This is a genomic window from Psychromonas algicola, from assembly GCF_004378355.1.
Classification (GTDB): domain Bacteria; phylum Pseudomonadota; class Gammaproteobacteria; order Enterobacterales; family Psychromonadaceae; genus Psychromonas.
Genome location: NZ_SNUB01000009.1, coordinates 70,304 through 85,901, shown reverse-complemented (window position 1 = coordinate 85,901; position 15,598 = coordinate 70,304). Strand labels below are relative to the sequence as shown.

Here is a 15,598-nt window from a genome sequence, read left to right as displayed (position 1 = left end):
GAATAAATCATGACGACAGAACAAGATATGGCAGATGAGTGGGCTTCAGCATTAGAGGAATCTGGTGATGCTGAACCTGAAGTTCAAAATGTTGAACTGGATGAGCTAGAAGATACTTCTAATGCGACGTCAATGACACCTGAAGAATTGTCTCGTTTAGATAGCATCTTGGATATCCCTGTTACTATTTCAATGGAAGTAGGGCGTAGTAAAATTAATATCCGTAATTTATTACAGCTTAACCAAGGTTCTGTTGTGGAACTTGAACGAATTGCTGGTGAACCCTTAGATGTATTAGTGAATGGCACCTTAATCGCTCATGGAGAAGTGGTTGTGGTAAATGATAAGTTCGGTATTCGTTTAACTGACGTTATCAGTCAAACAGAACGGATCAAAAAACTAAAATGATCAAACTTATGACTGCTTTAAGAAAAACAGCATTATTGGCTATTTTATTAAATGTAATTAGTTTGCCTGTTATGGCTTTAGAAGAAACCAGTGAGCGACCTGAGTTTGCCATTGGGACCATGCTAGGATCGCTGATACTGGTTTTAGCATGTATTTTCTTCTTCGCTTTTCTAATGAAAAAAACAAATCTATTTCGCCACGGAAGCAGTAAAAATCCAATTAAAGTGATTGCGACTCATCCGTTAACCAATAAAAGTCGAGTGCAAATTATTGAGGTTAATAACAAACAATATTTATTGGGCGTTAGTGACCAAGCAATTAATTTATTGGACCAACTCGAATCACCCGTTGACGATATCGCTTCTGAAGATATCACTCAAAAAAATCCTTCTTTTACGGCTGCTTTTGCAGCTGTACTGTCTAAAGCAGGGAAAAAAAATAATGAATAAACTACTCCTGTTATTATGCTCATTTGTTTTACTCTTTGTTGCTCCGCATGCTGCTGCGGCTGATCCAAGCGCATTATCGGTTGTCACCGTAGGAACCAATGCAACAGGAGACCAAGAATACAGTGTGACATTGCAAGTGCTCGCTTTTATGACCGCACTGAGTTTTATTCCTGCAATGTTGATTTTAATGACCTCGTTTACACGTATCGTGATCGTGATGTCAATTTTAAGACAGGCTTTAGGTCTACAACAAACACCTTCAAACCAAACTGTTAATGGTATCGCTCTGTTTCTTACCTTTTTTATTATGGCCCCTGTGTTTGATGTTATTAACGATAAAGCATTGCAACCTTATTTAAATGAAGAATTAACTATGGTGCAGGCGGTTGATGAAGCCAAAAAACCGATGATGAAATTTATGCTTTCACAAACACGTCTAAAAGATTTAGAAATGTTTTTGGAGATTGCTAATCTTAAGGTTGATACGCCTGAGCAAGTGCCAATTACTGTATTGATTCCAGCTTTCGTTACCAGTGAACTAAAAACAGCTTTCCAAATAGGCTTTATGTTATTTATCCCTTTCCTGATTATTGACTTGGTTGTGGCCAGTATTTTGATGGCAATGGGTATGATGATGTTATCGCCCATGATCATTTCGTTGCCCTTTAAGCTGATGCTGTTTGTGTTAGTTGATGGGTGGAATCTTGTGATGGGTAGTTTAGCCAATAGCTTTGGGCTGTAAGGAAGACTTATGGAACCAGAAGTTTTTGTAAATATATTTAGACAAGCGTTATGGCTAGTTTTAATACTGGTTTCAGCTGTTATTGTTCCGGGTTTAATCGTGGGCTTGATCGTTGCTGTTTTCCAAGCTGCAACGTCGATTAATGAACAAACATTAAGTTTTTTACCGCGTTTAGTGATGACATTAATTGCATTAGCTTACGGCGCACATTGGGGCTTTGGGAAGTTGATGGAGTTCTTTATTGCGATGGTTGATCAGATTCCGCAAGTGGTAGGCTAATGTACTTCTCGGCTGAAGTCATTATGGACTTTATTGCCAGTTATCTGTGGTCATTTAGCCGCATTGCAGCAATGATCATGGTGATGGTTGCTATCGGATCTGGTACCGTTCCTACACGAATTCGTTTATTTTTTGCGTTAAGTATTACCTTTTTTGCCTTACCTATTTTACCGCCCCCACCAGATATTGAGCTTTTCTCTTTCACTAGCTTTTTTGTTGTGTTGCAGCAAATACTTATCGGTGTTGCGATGGGGACTATTTCTATTTTTGTTGTACAAACTTTTGTTATTGCTGGTCAAATTATTGCGATGCAAACCAGTTTAGGTTTTGCATCAATGGCAGACCCCATGAACGGTGAAGTTTCTCCCGTTGTTGGTCAATTTTATGTGTTATTAGTGACGCTATTGTTTTTAACTGTTGATGGGCATTTGTTAATGATTAAAATGATCATTAGCAGCTTCGAAACTTTGCCTATCTCGCAGCAAGGCTTGTTAGCGATAGATTATTATAAAATAGCGGAGTGGATTTCTACCATGTTCCACGCTGCGTTGGCTTTTTCTATTGCTTCAATGGTGGCGATGTTACTCGTTAACTTAGCATTTGGTATTATGACCAAAGCGGCACCACAGTTGAATATTTTCAGCTTAGGCTTTTCAATAAGCATGGTGTTTGGCTTATTTGTTCTTTGGATCACTTTATTGAATGTTCCTCTACACTTTGAAGAGCAGTGGATAAATGGTATTTCAACTATGTGTGAGCTTGTTGATAATCCTTGTGCAGTGAAACCTTCATCACCATGATTACATTTATATCTAACATTGCTACCCCTCAATTAGTAAGGATAAACAATGGCTGAGAACGAGAATGGCACGGAGAAGTCCGAGGAAGCCACTACCGAGAAATTACGAAAGTCCAAGGAAAAAGGGCAAGTTGCGAGATCTAAAGAACTAGCCACTGCTTCTGTTCTTATTGCCGCTGCGCTTTCTGTTTTTGTGTTGGGTGACAAACTTGCCTATGAATTATCTTTAATGATGAAAGAGGCGTTTATCTTTGAACGTTCTGAGCTTTTCCATCCTGAGCAAATGTGGCTTTCTCTTGCTGAAGGTTTTACAGGGCTCGGTATGCCTATGTTTATTATTCTGTTGATGCTATTTATTATTTCTATCTTAGGTAGCGCGCTATTAGGTGGCATGCTATTTAGCACAGATGCATTGATGCCTAAATTCAGTCGTATTAGTCCAAAAGCAGGTTTAAAAAGAATGCTAGGCGTTCAAGCTTGGGTTGAACTATTAAAATCTATTTTAAAACTCATTGTTGTTATCTGCGTTTCATGGGCTATTTTAGCGGCTACATTCGATAAAATATTACACCTTTCTGCGAGTCCTTTACCTGGTAGCGCATTTGAAGCTTTAGATATGTTGCGTTGGATGTTTTTATTGTTGTGTCTATCGTTACTGATAATTGTCGCTGTGGATGTGCCATATCAAATCTATAAACATAACAACGAACTAAAAATGACCAAACAAGAAGTGAAAGAAGAATTTCGAAATTCTGAAGGTAAGCCTGAGGTGAAACAACGAATTCGTCAATTACAATATGAAATGTCACAACGTACCATGATGGGTGATGTACCTGATGCCGATGTGATTGTGACTAACCCTACTCATTATTCAGTTGCACTTAAATATGATCAAACAGGTGACAGGCCGCCCTATGTTGTTGCAAAGGGAGTTGATTTTATGGCACTTAAAATTCGTGAAGTAGCCAATGAAAATGATGTTCAAATACTGCGCTCACCGCAATTATGTCGTGCCGTTTATCACACGACTGAGATAGGTGATGATATTCCTGAAGAGTTATTTATCGCAATTGCGAAGGTACTGGCTTATATTTACCAACTAGAGCAGTTTAGAAAAGGGAAATCAGGACGACCTAAAGAGTTACCTCCAGAAATACCTATTCCAGACAAATTTATTTACCCTAATTAATTGCTCCGCTCTTTTTTGTTTAATTGGGCTGGTGTAATTATTGCTTATAACTAATACATGGGTATAAAATGTTTGATTAATAAGCGTTAATTAATTGAGATGCGTGATAAAGTACTCAGGCACAGCTCTATTTTTTAGTTATTATTCATCCTTCTGATATTACATTAATTTTTTAGGTGACGTTATCAACGCTGTTTTTTCATCTCTTTGGGCTAAACGAGCTCTTTTTTTTGGTGGCTTAGGTACACCAATCATAGTGTTAGCGGCATTAGGCATGGTTATTTTACCGATGCCAACGTTATTATTGGATATTCTTTTTACCTTTAATATTGCGCTCGCATTAATCGTTTTATTAGTTTCTATCTATACTAGACGCCCGTTAGATTTTGCGGCTTTCCCAACGGTTTTACTTATTGCTACGTTATTACGTCTTGCTTTGAATGTTGCTTCAACACGAGTTGTATTGTTAGAAGGACATGAAGGTGGCGATGCTGCTGGTAATGTGATTGAAGCCTTTGGTTCGGTTGTTATTGGTGGAAACCTAGCCGTTGGTTTGATTGTATTTATTATCTTAATGATTATTAACTTTGTTGTAATCACTAAAGGTGCAGGGCGTATTTCAGAAGTTAGCGCTCGCTTTACCTTGGATGCTATGCCAGGTAAGCAAATGGCGATTGATGCTGATTTAAACGCTGGGTTAATTAACCAAGAGCAAGCTCGATTACGCCGTGAAGAAGTCACTATGGAAGCCGACTTTTATGGCTCGATGGATGGTGCGAGTAAATTTGTTAAAGGTGATGCTATTGCTGGCATCATGATCTTATTTATAAATATTATTGGTGGATTAATTATTGGTATGGCGCAATATGACTTGCCTGCCAGTGAAGCTGCTGAAATTTATACTATTCTTACTATTGGTGATGGTTTAGTTGCACAAATTCCATCATTACTATTATCGATTGCCGCGGCGATCACCGTTACCCGTGAAAATACTGATGCGGATATGGGAAATCGCATGCTAGGTCAGATGTTTGACGATCCAAAAGCATTGATGATCACCGCAGGTATTTTATTGGTGATGGGTATTGTTCCCGGTATGCCACATTTAGCCTTTTTAACCTTAGGTGGTATTGCTGCTGGCGCTGCTTATTGGCAGTTACATCGTTTAAAAGTACAACAACAAACGGTCACCGATGATAAAGAAAGTGCTGCATTAGCTGAATCCGCTGCAGAAGTTAAAGAGTTAGGATGGGATGATGTTAGAAGTGTTGACACCATTGGGCTTGAAGTCGGTTATCGTCTAATTCCTCTCGTTGATAAAGCACAAGGTGGGCAGCTATTAGATCGTATTAAAGGCGTACGTAAAAAACTTTCTCAACAAATGGGTTTTTTAATTCCACCTGTACATATTCGTGATAATTTGGATTTACCGCCTAATAATTATAATATCTCATTGATGGGGGTAAGTTGCGGCCATGCAGATATTTATCATGATAAAGATATGGCGATCAATCCGGGACAAGTTTTTGGCCCAATTGATGGTGTTGCGGGTATCGATCCCGCCTTTGGCTTAGAAGCTGTTTGGATTGATGAAGTACAACGGGAACAAGCACAAGCTTTAGGTTATACCGTGGTAGATACGGCAACAGTTGTTGCCACACATTTAAGCCAAATATTAAGTAATAATGCAGCGCAGCTACTTGGACATGAAGAAGTACAAAACATGTTGGATATTTTAGCTAAGAAGCATCCAAAATTGGTTGAAGGTTTAATTCCTGACGTATTATCGTTGAGTACAGTTGTAAAAGTGTTACAAAGTCTGCTTAATGAAAATGTCGCTATTAGGGATATTCGCTCAATTGTGCAAACCTTAGTAGACTACGGTCCACGCAGTCAAGATGCGGAAGTATTAACTGCGGCTTGCCGTATTTCGTTAAAACGAATGATTGTGCAAGAGATTGTTGGTAATGAGCCAGAAATACCTGTTATCACTATTTCTTCAGAGTTGGAGCAGATATTGCATAAGTCAATACAAGCAGGTGGAGCAGATGGCGCAGGTATTGAGCCTGGATTAGCCGAACGTATTCAAAACTCATTAATTGAAGCATCACAACAACAAGAATTAATAGGTCAACCCGCAGTATTATTAACATCAGGAGTATTGCGCGGTACCTTAGCTCGGTTTGTAAAACATACGATTCCGAGTTTACACATACTGTCTTATCAGGAAATACCTGATGATAAACAGATAAAAATAATTAGCTCAGTTGGGCAATAACGGTTGTAATCAATGAAAATTAAACGATTTTTTGCAAAAGACATGCGTACAGCAATGATTGAAGTTAAAGAGGTGTTAGGGCCTGACGCTGTGATCATGTCTAATAAAAAAGTAGTCGGCGGTATTGAAATCGTGGCTGCCGTTGATTACCAAGCGCAAACAGCTGAGGAAGCAAAAACTGCTGAGCCTCTAAATCAATTAAAAGAAGACCGCGTACAACTTTCATCTCAGAGTGCACCATCAATCCCTAAAATTACTTTGCCTAATAGCATTCGTAGTAACAGAAAAGAAAATGGTGAAGATCTTGCTAAGTCATTAAATTCGTTTTTTGGCAAGGTAAATGCGCAACAAATTAATAAGCCGACGCAAAAGAAAAGTACTGGTTCAGCTGGGTTTTCATTTAAAGAAAATGAAGGTTTAAAAAATAAATCCTTCGCTGATTCTCAACCCGCTACATTAGCTGAACAACAGAATTGGGAATCTCGTAAAGATAATCATGTTCCTTTATCAAGAAGCTCTTCTCCGATTAATCATGGCAGTAATAATAAAGAAATTGGTAAAATTAGCGAAGATGTTGCTTCATTACGTAAATTATTAGAGCATCAAGTTTCAGGCTTAATGTGGCAAGAAATTGAACGTAAAGAGCCTGTTCGCGCAATGATCATCAAGTCATTAAGTCGTGCGGGTTTCTCTGATGAAGTCGCCGATCAATTGGCAAGTTATGTGCCTGAAGATGCGTCTTCAAATGAGGCGCAGCAATATATACAAGCTTTGCTACAAGATAAAATTTCAGTGGGTAAAAACGAAATATTAACGCAAGGCGGAGCGATTGCTTTATTAGGCCCAACGGGTGTTGGTAAAACGACAACGATTGCTAAATTAGCCGCTCAGTTCGCCATTAAATATGGGCCAGAGCAAGTTGCATTAATTACAACGGATACTTATCGAATTGGTGCACATGAGCAGCTTGCAACCTATGGGAAAATTATGGGATGTGCTGTACGAGTAGCAAAAGATGCCGATGAGCTGTCACAAATTTTATATCAATTTAGAGAAAAACGATTAGTGTTGATTGATACTGCAGGAATGGGGCAACGTGATGTACGCCTTTCTGAACAGTTAGAAACATTAATGAGTAATAGTCGAGTCAATATTAAAAGTTATTTGGTTGTTCCTTCAACTGCACAGCGTCGAGTTGTGGAAGAAGCATTACAACATTTCAAACGCATTCCATTATCAGGCTGTATTTTGACTAAAGTTGATGAAAGTATTGGATTGGGTGAAGTGCTAAGTGTAACGATGAAGTATGCGCTACCGATTAGTTATGTAACAACAGGACAACGAGTTCCAGAAGATATTGAAATTGCCAAAAAAGAAAACCTAATTAGCAGTACCTTATCGATGATGGAAGCAGAACAAGAAAAGCATCAATGGCACAGTAGTTTCGAAGACTAGACCTAAGATGATAGAACGAACCATATTGGTTTAATTATTTTTAAAATGATGAGTAAGTAAGATGATGGCAGATCAAGCAAGTGGTTTGAGAAGAATGAGAAATCAGCAAGTAAAAGTTATTGCCGTAACAGGCGGTAAAGGGGGCGTTGGTAAAACTAATGTGACTCTAAATATGGCTGTATCACTTGCTAAAATGGGCAAACGAGTCATGGTACTTGATGCCGATTTAGGACTTGCTAACGTCGATGTATTGTTAGGTATTCGTGTTACAAAAAACTTATCTCATGTTTTATCTGGTGAGAGCACATTAGATGAAGTCATCGTAACTGGACCTGAAGGAGTGATGATTATTCCTGCAACATCAGGTACTCAATCTATGGTTGAGCTGACTGATGTTGAACACGCAGGATTAATTCAAGCTTTTAGTTCGCTACAAACGCCTATTGATATATTATTGATTGATACTGCTGCCGGTATTTCAAATATGGTTGTTAGTTTTGCTCAGGCTGCACAAGATGTTTTAATGGTTGTTTGTGATGAACCAACATCAATTACCGATGCTTATGCCTTGATTAAAATTTTAAGTAAACAAAATGGCGTGTATCGTTTTAAAATTGTTGCTAATATGGTGAGAAGTTTACGTGAAGGACAGGATTTGTTTACCAAATTAACTCGAGTAACCGATCGCTTTCTAGATGCCTCATTGGAATTAGTTGCTTGTATTCCCTTTGATGGTAATGTTCGTCAAGCAGTAAGAAAACAAAAAACAGTGGTTGATGCTTTTCCTAAAACACCCGCTTCACTTGCTTTTAAAGCATTAGCAAATAGAGCGAGTGATTGGCCAATACCTCATCAACCTGGTGGTCACTTAGAGTTTTTTATTGAAAAACTCTTATTAAATGACAGTGAAAAAAGTGATAAAGAGCTTTTATAAGTGATCAAAGCGCAAGGATATCAAACTGACACATCGGATCTAATTGCTGAGCATACGGATTTAGTGCAAAAGATTGCCTATCATTTGATGGCAAGGCTTCCTGCGAGTGTGTTAGTCGATGATTTAATTCAATCAGGTATGATTGGTTTACTTGAGGCTGCGCGAAATTTTGATACCTCAAAAGGCGCAAGTTTCGAGACCTTTGCTGGCATACGTATTCGTGGTGCTATGTTAGATGAAATGCGTAAAGGTGATTGGGTCCCTCGTTCTGTACATAAAAATAGCAGAACCATAGCAAGTGCGATTGATGCCGTTGAAAAACAAACTGGTGAAGACGCAAAAGAAAATGATATTGCTAAATATTTAAATATCTCATTGCATGAATATCAACAGATGTTACGCGATGTAAACTGTGCCAAATTAGTTGCTTATGAAGACTTACCAAATCCGAGTGATATGTTTACAGAGCAAAGTGAAACTTTTGATATTACCTTTGACAAAGTTTCAGATAACCAATTTACACAGCAATTAGCACAAATGATTGAACAGCTTCCACAACGGGAAGCTTTAGTACTATCACTTTATTACGATGAAGAGTTAAACTTGAAAGAAATTGGTTTAATTATTGAAGTAAGTGAATCACGTGTTAGCCAAATTCTTAGCCAAGCCCTACATAGATTGAAATCTAAGATTAATTCTGTATAGAATATAGTCAATTAGAGTTGATTCTAAGAAGTGGCTCACACTGTGTGTGAAGAAGCTGAAAAATAACTGATAAATATGATGTGTTTTTTTTATTTTTACCTATTTTTATTATAGTAATAAAAATAAGTAATAAGTTTTACTTAGGGGAATGTTTTGAATAGAGATATGAAAGTCTTAATTGTTGATGATTTTTCAACGATGAGAAGAATAATTAAAAACTTGTTAAGAGACTTAGGCTTTACAAACACCTTTGAAGCGGACGATGGTAATACTGCATTACCAATGCTTAAAAGCGGTGATTTTGAGTTTGTAGTAACTGACTGGAATATGCCTATTATGCAAGGGATCGATCTTTTAAAAGAGATCCGTAAAGACCCTCAATTAAAACATCTACCTGTTTTAATGGTTACTGCAGAAGCAAAACGTGAACAAATCATTGAAGCTGCGCAAGCAGGTGTAAATGGTTATATCGTTAAGCCATTTACTGCTGGTACGTTAAAAGAGAAATTAGATAAAGTGTTTGAGCGTTTAGGTTAATTTAGGGAGTTGAGTATGGCACAGGAAATTATGCCACGCCTATCACTCTCTCAAGCTAAAGCTCTTGTTGCACATTTAGAAGCAGATCAAGTTGATGAAGCGAATAAGATTGTTGAGAGTGCTGATTTTTCAAAAACGACAGAACGTCTTATGTTTGGCCAAGTTGGACAATTAACTCGTGAATTGCATGATGCGTTATTAAATTTTCAAAATGACACTCGCTTAATCGATATGGCTGGTCAAGAACTGCCTGATGCTAAAGATCGGTTGAACTATGTTATTGAAATGACAGATAAAGCTGCAAATACAACTATGGATGCCGTTGATTGTTGTTTGCCTATCGCAGATAAATTAATCAAAGATTTAGAGGCGATCACACCAAGTTGGACTAACTTGATGACGCGCAATCTAACTTTGGGTGAATTTAAAACCTTATGTCATTCAATTGATGATTTGTTCGGTCACTCAAAATCAGGTGCAGTAGAAGTAAAAGATAAATTAACTGAAATATTAATGGCTCAAGATTTTCAAGATTTAACAGGGCAATTAATTAAAAAAGTAATAGATTTAGTACAAGATATTGAATCTAGATTGGTCGTTATATTAACTGTTTGTAGTGATGAAGAAGAGTTAAAACCAGAAGCTAAAGAAAAAGAGAAAGAAAGAGATATTGAAGCTGAAGGGCCGATTATGAATGCTGAAGAGCGTTCTGATGTGGTTAATGGACAAGATGACGTTGATGACTTGCTTTCAAGTTTGGGATTTTAAAGGAACCGGAAAATGACATTTGAAGTAGATGAAGAAATCCTACAAGACTTCCTAGTGGAAGCGGGGGAAATTTTAGAGTTACTATCTGAGCAGCTTGTTGAATTAGAAAACAACCCAAGCGACACTGAGCTATTGAATGCTATTTTCCGAGGTTTCCATACGGTAAAAGGTGGTGCAGGGTTCTTGTCTCTCACTGAACTTGTTGAAACATGTCATGGTGCCGAAAATGTTTTTGATGGTTTACGCCAAGGCAACCGTGTCGTTGATGCTGCATTAATGGATACCATTTTAGGTTCATTAGATATTATTAATGAACAATTCTCTTCAGTACAAAATGGAGAGGAAATGATCAAGGCACCTGATGAGATCCTTGAATCATTACATCGTTTAAGTAAACCTGCTTCTGCAGATGAATTAGAAGCCGCAGCGCCTTCTGCCCCAGAACCAGTTGTAGAGCCTGAAGTTGTTGAAGCTACTGAGCCAGCAAAGAATGAAGGTGGCAGTGTTGATGATATTGATGAAGCTGAATTTGATGCATTATTAGATGAATTACACGCAGAGTCAGGTTCGTCAATCGAAGCTGAGCCAGCAAAACCAGAAAATGCAGAAATCACAGAAGATGAATTTGAATCTCTATTAGATGAATTGCATGGAGAAGGAAAACATTCTTTAGCGGCTCCTGCTGAGCCAGAAGCAAAAACTGAAGTTGATACGAGCTCAAGTGATGAAATTAATGATGATGAATTTGAGTCATTGTTAGATGAGTTACATGGTAAAGGGGCGCATGGTAGCGTTCCTGCAGTTGATGAAAACGCTTCAGATGAAATTACAGATGATGAATTTGAATCATTATTAGATGAACTACAAGGTGTTGGAAGTAAAGCTACGCCAACACCCGCTGCAAAAGTGGAAGCGCCTGCAGCACCAACGCCTCCACCCGCTGCAAAAGTGGAAGAGCCTAAAGCGGCAGCACCAGCTCCAGCCGCTAAAGCAGCGCCTCCTGCAGCTGCTAAAGCACCAGGAGCTAAAGTTGCTCAAGCAGAACCAACCGTAAGGGTTGATACAAGTACGCTTGATGAAATCATGAATATGGTAGGTGAGTTAGTTTTAGTACGAAATCGTTTGGTGAGTTTAGAAACGACAACAGAGAACGAAGAAATGTCACGTGCAATTGCAAACCTTGCAATTGTTACGGGTGATTTACAAGGCTCTGTAATGAAAACTCGTATGCAGCCTATTAAGAAAGTATTTGGTAAATTCCCACGTGTTGTACGAGATTTAGCTCGTCAATTAGGGAAAGATATTCATTTAGAATTGGTTGGTGAAGAAACCGATTTAGATAAAAACTTAGTAGAAGCATTGGCCGACCCATTAGTGCATTTAGTGCGAAATTCAGTAGACCATGGTATTGAAATGCCTGATATCCGAATGCAATCGGGTAAAGAAAAACAAGGTCGCGTACTATTATCTGCATCACAAGAAGGTGACCACATCTTACTGGTAATAGAAGATGATGGTGCGGGTATGGATGCGAATAAATTAAAAGAAATTGCAATTAACAAAGGCATTTTAGATCAGGAAGGCGCAGACAGAATGAGTGATACAGAAGCTTATTCACTTATTTTTGCTCCTGGATTCTCTACTAAAGTCGAAATTTCAGATATCTCGGGTCGAGGTGTTGGAATGGACGTTGTTAAAACAAGTATTACTAAACTAAATGGTACTATCTCCATTGATTCAGCAATGGGTAAAGGGACTCGTTTAGAGATAAAAGTACCGTTGACTCTCGCTATCTTACCTACATTAATGGTAGTCGTTGAAGAGCAAACGTTCGCACTTCCATTAACGAATGTTAATGAGATTTTCCACTTAGATTTAGCCAAAACTAACGTAGTAAATGGACAATTGACGATTGTTATTCGTGATAAAGCGATTCCATTATTCTATCTCCGTGATTGGCTCGCACCGAAAAGCGCAGCAAAAGAGCGTGGTACAGGAGTTGGACATGTTGTGATAGTGCAACTTGGTATTCAGCTTGTTGCTTTCGTAGTTGATGCGTTATTAGGTCAAGAGGAAGTCGTTATTAAAGCATTAGATAAGTTGTTGTCAGGAACTCCTGGGATGGCTGGTGCAACGATCACAAGTGATGGTGGTATTGCATTGATTTTAGATTTACCGAGCTTATTAAAGCATTACGCTTAGGGAAAAAGAATGCCAATTAAAGTTTTAGTTGTTGACGATTCAAGCTTTTTTCGTCGTCGTGTTAGTGAAATAATTAATGGTTCTCCAGCTTTAGAGGTTATTGCAACCGCTAATAATGGGCAAGAAGCAATTGATATGGTGATTAAACATAAACCAGATGTGGTTACCATGGATGTAGAAATGCCTGTGATGGACGGTATTACTGCCGTTCAAAAAATTATGGCATCGAATCCAGTTCCTATTTTAATGTTTTCATCGTTAACACACCAAGGTGCTAGTGCAACATTAGATGCATTAGAAGCGGGTGCATGTGATTTCTTACCTAAGAAATTTGAAGATATTGCTCGTGATAAACAAGAAGCCATTACGTTACTACAACAACGTATCGAAATGATTGCTTCTCGCCGTGTAAGAAAAGTTGTTGAAAAGCCTGAGCCTGTAGCAAAAACAACGACGCCGGTTGCTAAACCGACAACGGCTAGACCTGCAACCTCTGCATTAAAAAATATTAATGATCGTAATGCCGCAGCTGCGACTCCAGTTGCACCTGCTGGTAAAAGAACAAGAGCGTCAGGTAAAAATTATGATGTGTTAGCAATCGGAACATCTACTGGTGGGCCTGTAGCTTTACAAACGATCCTAACTAAATTGCCACGTAATTTTAAATTACCTATTGTTTTAGTGCAGCATATGCCTGGTACTTTTACTAAAGCCTTCGCTGAACGTTTAAATGGTAATTGTCAAATCTCAGTAAAAGAAGCTGAAGATGGTGATGTATTGAAAGCAGGTTGTGCATATCTTGCTCCTGGCGGCAAACAGATGATGGTTGGCCCTAATGGGAAGATCAAAATTGTTGATGGTAGCGAAGCCCTTAATTACAAGCCAAGTGTTGATATTACTTTTGCTTCATTATCAAAATCTTATTCGAACAAAGTACTTGCCATTATTTTGACAGGTATGGGGGCTGATGGACGTGATGGTTCACGTATGCTGAAAGAAAAAGGTTCAGAAATATGGGCTCAAGATGAAGCTAGCTGTGTTGTATATGGTATGCCTCAGGCTGTTGCCAAAGCCGGTATTGCTACAGAATCTATTCCTTTAGATGAAGTGTCAAAACGAATCTTAGTGGAATTAAAACATGAATAAATTGGGTCTTGTTGGCTTTATTGCCATCATTTCCAGCGTTGTCTTTGCACAACTTTATCATGATGCACCAATTAGTGGCTTATTTGAGCTCTCTGCGTTTTTAATTGTATTTGGTGGCACCCTTGGTGCCATTTTAATTCAATCTTCTCCTAAACAGCTTAAACATGCTTTACTGCAATTACTTACTTTATTTTCTAAGCCTAGCTATTCACTGTACGAGCAAATGCAACTGTTAAAAAGTTGGTCGCTTTTGTCACGTAAAGAAGGCTTGTTGCGTTTAGAAAGAGAAAATGTAGATTCATTAGATAGTTTTACCAAGATGGGGCTATCAATGATTGTCGATGGTAGCGATGAAGCGATCCTACAAGATATCTTACAGCAAGAAATCGAGTTGGAAATGGAATTACAAGAGCGAAGTGCGCAGGTTTATGATGCCATGGGGGGATATAGCCCGACTATTGGTATTATCGGCGCGGTTTTAGGCTTGATCCAAGCCATGGCTTTTTTAGACCAACCTGAACTACTAGGGCAAGGCATTGCCGTTGCGTTTATTGCAACTATTTATGGTGTTGCATTTGCTAACTTTATCTTCTTACCTATTGCTAACAAAATTCGTTTAAATTACCAGCATCAAGCGCTGTTTCAAGAGATGTCTATGGTTGGATTTGTTGCTATCGCTCATGGCGAGAATAGTCTGTTATTAGAGCGACGTTTAAGTGGATATATTTCTAGAGCCGTTTATTAATGCGTAGGCGCAACAGACCACATATCAAACAAGCGCATAATAATCATGTGCATCGTTGGACTGTTTCCTACGCTGATTATATGACTTTGATGTTTGCTTTGTTTGTTGTGTTATATGCGGTATTACTTAATAAAAAAGACAATTACCAAGAAGTTATTGATGCGATTCAAAGTGCTGGTCAATTTGTCCATAAAACACCAAGTAATTTACAATCAAATGAATTATTAGCGCCTACAATTGTTACTCAAGACGAAACGTTAAGTAAAGAGCCGTTAGAAACACCTGAAAGCGATTTAACGGTAGAAATAAATAAAAAGATTAAGCCAGAATTATCAGTAATACCAAGTAGTGATCAAGGGGAATCTTTAGCTAAGTTAAAGTTGTCATTGGAATCCGCTCTAAATGTTGAATTAGCGTCAGGTGCCTTTAGTGTTAATTTAGAGGGTGACTGGTTAACCATAGAAATGACAGGGCCTTTATTATTCGCGGCTGGAAGTCATACTTTGTTAAATGGCGCTAAAAGAAATATAAAATATATTGCTGAAGTATTAAAACCAGTAAACAATATGATTAGATTACGTGGTTATACAGATACTAAGCCGATTTCTGATGAAATATATCAATCAAATTGGGAATTATCAGCATTACGAGCGATTAGTGTATTACATGCTTTAAACGATGATGGTATTGCTGGAGCACGTATGGCTATAGAAGGGTTTGGACAATATCAGCCTGTATTAAGTGAGAAAGGTGATATTGATGAGTTTAAAAGCCGTAGAGTTGTGATTGCTATATCAAGATTTGCATTGTTTGTAGAGCCGAAATCTGATAATAATATTAAAGTCAAAATAAAAGAAAAAGAAAACAATCTACCAACACCAATCCCGAAGCCTGATAGTGAAGAAATTAGAGAGGTATTTCTTCCTGATGGCCGATTGATAATTACTACTAGGCAGGAGTAG

The 15,598-nt window shown here is 38.2% G+C and carries 16 protein-coding genes; all 16 read left to right on the top strand.

All coding sequences use genetic code 11. The features are described from left to right. Nucleotides 1–9: 9 nt before the first annotated feature. A complete protein-coding gene (gene fliN / locus E2R67_RS06660) occupies nucleotides 10–408 on the top strand; it encodes a flagellar motor switch protein FliN (protein WP_134290152.1) in 399 nt (132 codons plus the stop codon). Continuing rightward, nucleotides 405–857 carry a flagellar biosynthetic protein FliO gene (gene fliO / locus E2R67_RS06655; protein ID WP_243836970.1) on the top strand — a complete coding sequence of 151 codons (453 nt, stop codon included), beginning with the start codon at nucleotides 405–407 and terminating at the stop codon, nucleotides 855–857. The genes fliN and fliO overlap by 4 nt, the downstream gene beginning before the upstream one ends. Continuing rightward, nucleotides 850–1,599 carry a flagellar type III secretion system pore protein FliP gene (fliP, locus tag E2R67_RS06650; RefSeq protein ID WP_134290151.1) on the top strand — a complete coding sequence of 250 codons (750 nt, stop codon included), beginning with the start codon at nucleotides 850–852 and terminating at the stop codon, nucleotides 1,597–1,599. The genes fliO and fliP overlap by 8 nt, the downstream gene beginning before the upstream one ends. Nucleotides 1,600–1,608: 9 nt before the next feature. After that, entirely contained in the window at nucleotides 1,609–1,878 is a 270-nt protein-coding gene (gene fliQ, locus E2R67_RS06645; protein WP_134290150.1) for a flagellar biosynthesis protein FliQ, read from the top strand. Further along, a complete protein-coding gene (gene fliR / locus E2R67_RS06640; RefSeq protein ID WP_134290149.1) occupies nucleotides 1,878–2,678 on the top strand; it encodes a flagellar biosynthetic protein FliR in 801 nt (266 codons plus the stop codon). The genes fliQ and fliR overlap by 1 nt, the downstream gene beginning before the upstream one ends. A gap of 48 nt (nucleotides 2,679–2,726) precedes the next feature. Then, complete coding sequence (gene flhB / locus E2R67_RS06635; RefSeq protein WP_134290148.1) at nucleotides 2,727–3,866, top strand: flagellar biosynthesis protein FlhB; 1,140 nt, start codon at nucleotides 2,727–2,729, stop codon at nucleotides 3,864–3,866. A 184-nt stretch (nucleotides 3,867–4,050) separates the two neighbouring features. After that, the gene (flhA, locus tag E2R67_RS06630) at nucleotides 4,051–6,144 is read left to right on the top strand and encodes a flagellar biosynthesis protein FlhA (RefSeq protein ID WP_243836974.1); all 2,094 of its coding nucleotides are present in this window, start codon (nucleotides 4,051–4,053) and stop codon (nucleotides 6,142–6,144) included. A gap of 12 nt (nucleotides 6,145–6,156) precedes the next feature. Beyond that, entirely contained in the window at nucleotides 6,157–7,599 is a 1,443-nt protein-coding gene (gene flhF / locus E2R67_RS06625) for a flagellar biosynthesis GTPase FlhF (RefSeq protein WP_134290147.1), read from the top strand. Nucleotides 7,600–7,660: 61 nt separating this feature from the next. Continuing rightward, entirely contained in the window at nucleotides 7,661–8,533 is an 873-nt protein-coding gene (locus tag E2R67_RS06620) for a MinD/ParA family protein (RefSeq protein ID WP_134290146.1), read from the top strand. Next, nucleotides 8,534–9,238, top strand: coding sequence for an RNA polymerase sigma factor FliA (locus E2R67_RS06615; RefSeq protein ID WP_134290145.1), 705 nt, complete (start codon nucleotides 8,534–8,536; stop codon nucleotides 9,236–9,238). Nucleotides 9,239–9,391: 153 nt separating this feature from the next. Next, complete coding sequence (gene cheY / locus E2R67_RS06610) at nucleotides 9,392–9,775, top strand: chemotaxis response regulator CheY (protein WP_134290144.1); 384 nt, start codon at nucleotides 9,392–9,394, stop codon at nucleotides 9,773–9,775. A 15-nt stretch (nucleotides 9,776–9,790) separates the two neighbouring features. Next, a complete protein-coding gene (locus tag E2R67_RS06605; RefSeq protein ID WP_134290143.1) occupies nucleotides 9,791–10,543 on the top strand; it encodes a protein phosphatase CheZ in 753 nt (250 codons plus the stop codon). A 12-nt stretch (nucleotides 10,544–10,555) separates the two neighbouring features. Continuing rightward, nucleotides 10,556–12,745 carry a chemotaxis protein CheA gene (locus tag E2R67_RS06600; RefSeq protein WP_134290142.1) on the top strand — a complete coding sequence of 730 codons (2,190 nt, stop codon included), beginning with the start codon at nucleotides 10,556–10,558 and terminating at the stop codon, nucleotides 12,743–12,745. A 9-nt stretch (nucleotides 12,746–12,754) separates the two neighbouring features. Further along, the gene (locus E2R67_RS06595; protein ID WP_134290141.1) at nucleotides 12,755–13,891 is read left to right on the top strand and encodes a protein-glutamate methylesterase/protein-glutamine glutaminase; all 1,137 of its coding nucleotides are present in this window, start codon (nucleotides 12,755–12,757) and stop codon (nucleotides 13,889–13,891) included. Further along, complete coding sequence (locus E2R67_RS06590) at nucleotides 13,884–14,636, top strand: flagellar motor protein (RefSeq protein WP_134290140.1); 753 nt, start codon at nucleotides 13,884–13,886, stop codon at nucleotides 14,634–14,636. Before E2R67_RS06595 ends, E2R67_RS06590 begins: the two co-directional genes overlap by 8 nt. After that, the gene (locus tag E2R67_RS06585; RefSeq protein WP_134290139.1) at nucleotides 14,636–15,598 is read left to right on the top strand and encodes an OmpA family protein; all 963 of its coding nucleotides are present in this window, start codon (nucleotides 14,636–14,638) and stop codon (nucleotides 15,596–15,598) included. Before E2R67_RS06590 ends, E2R67_RS06585 begins: the two co-directional genes overlap by 1 nt.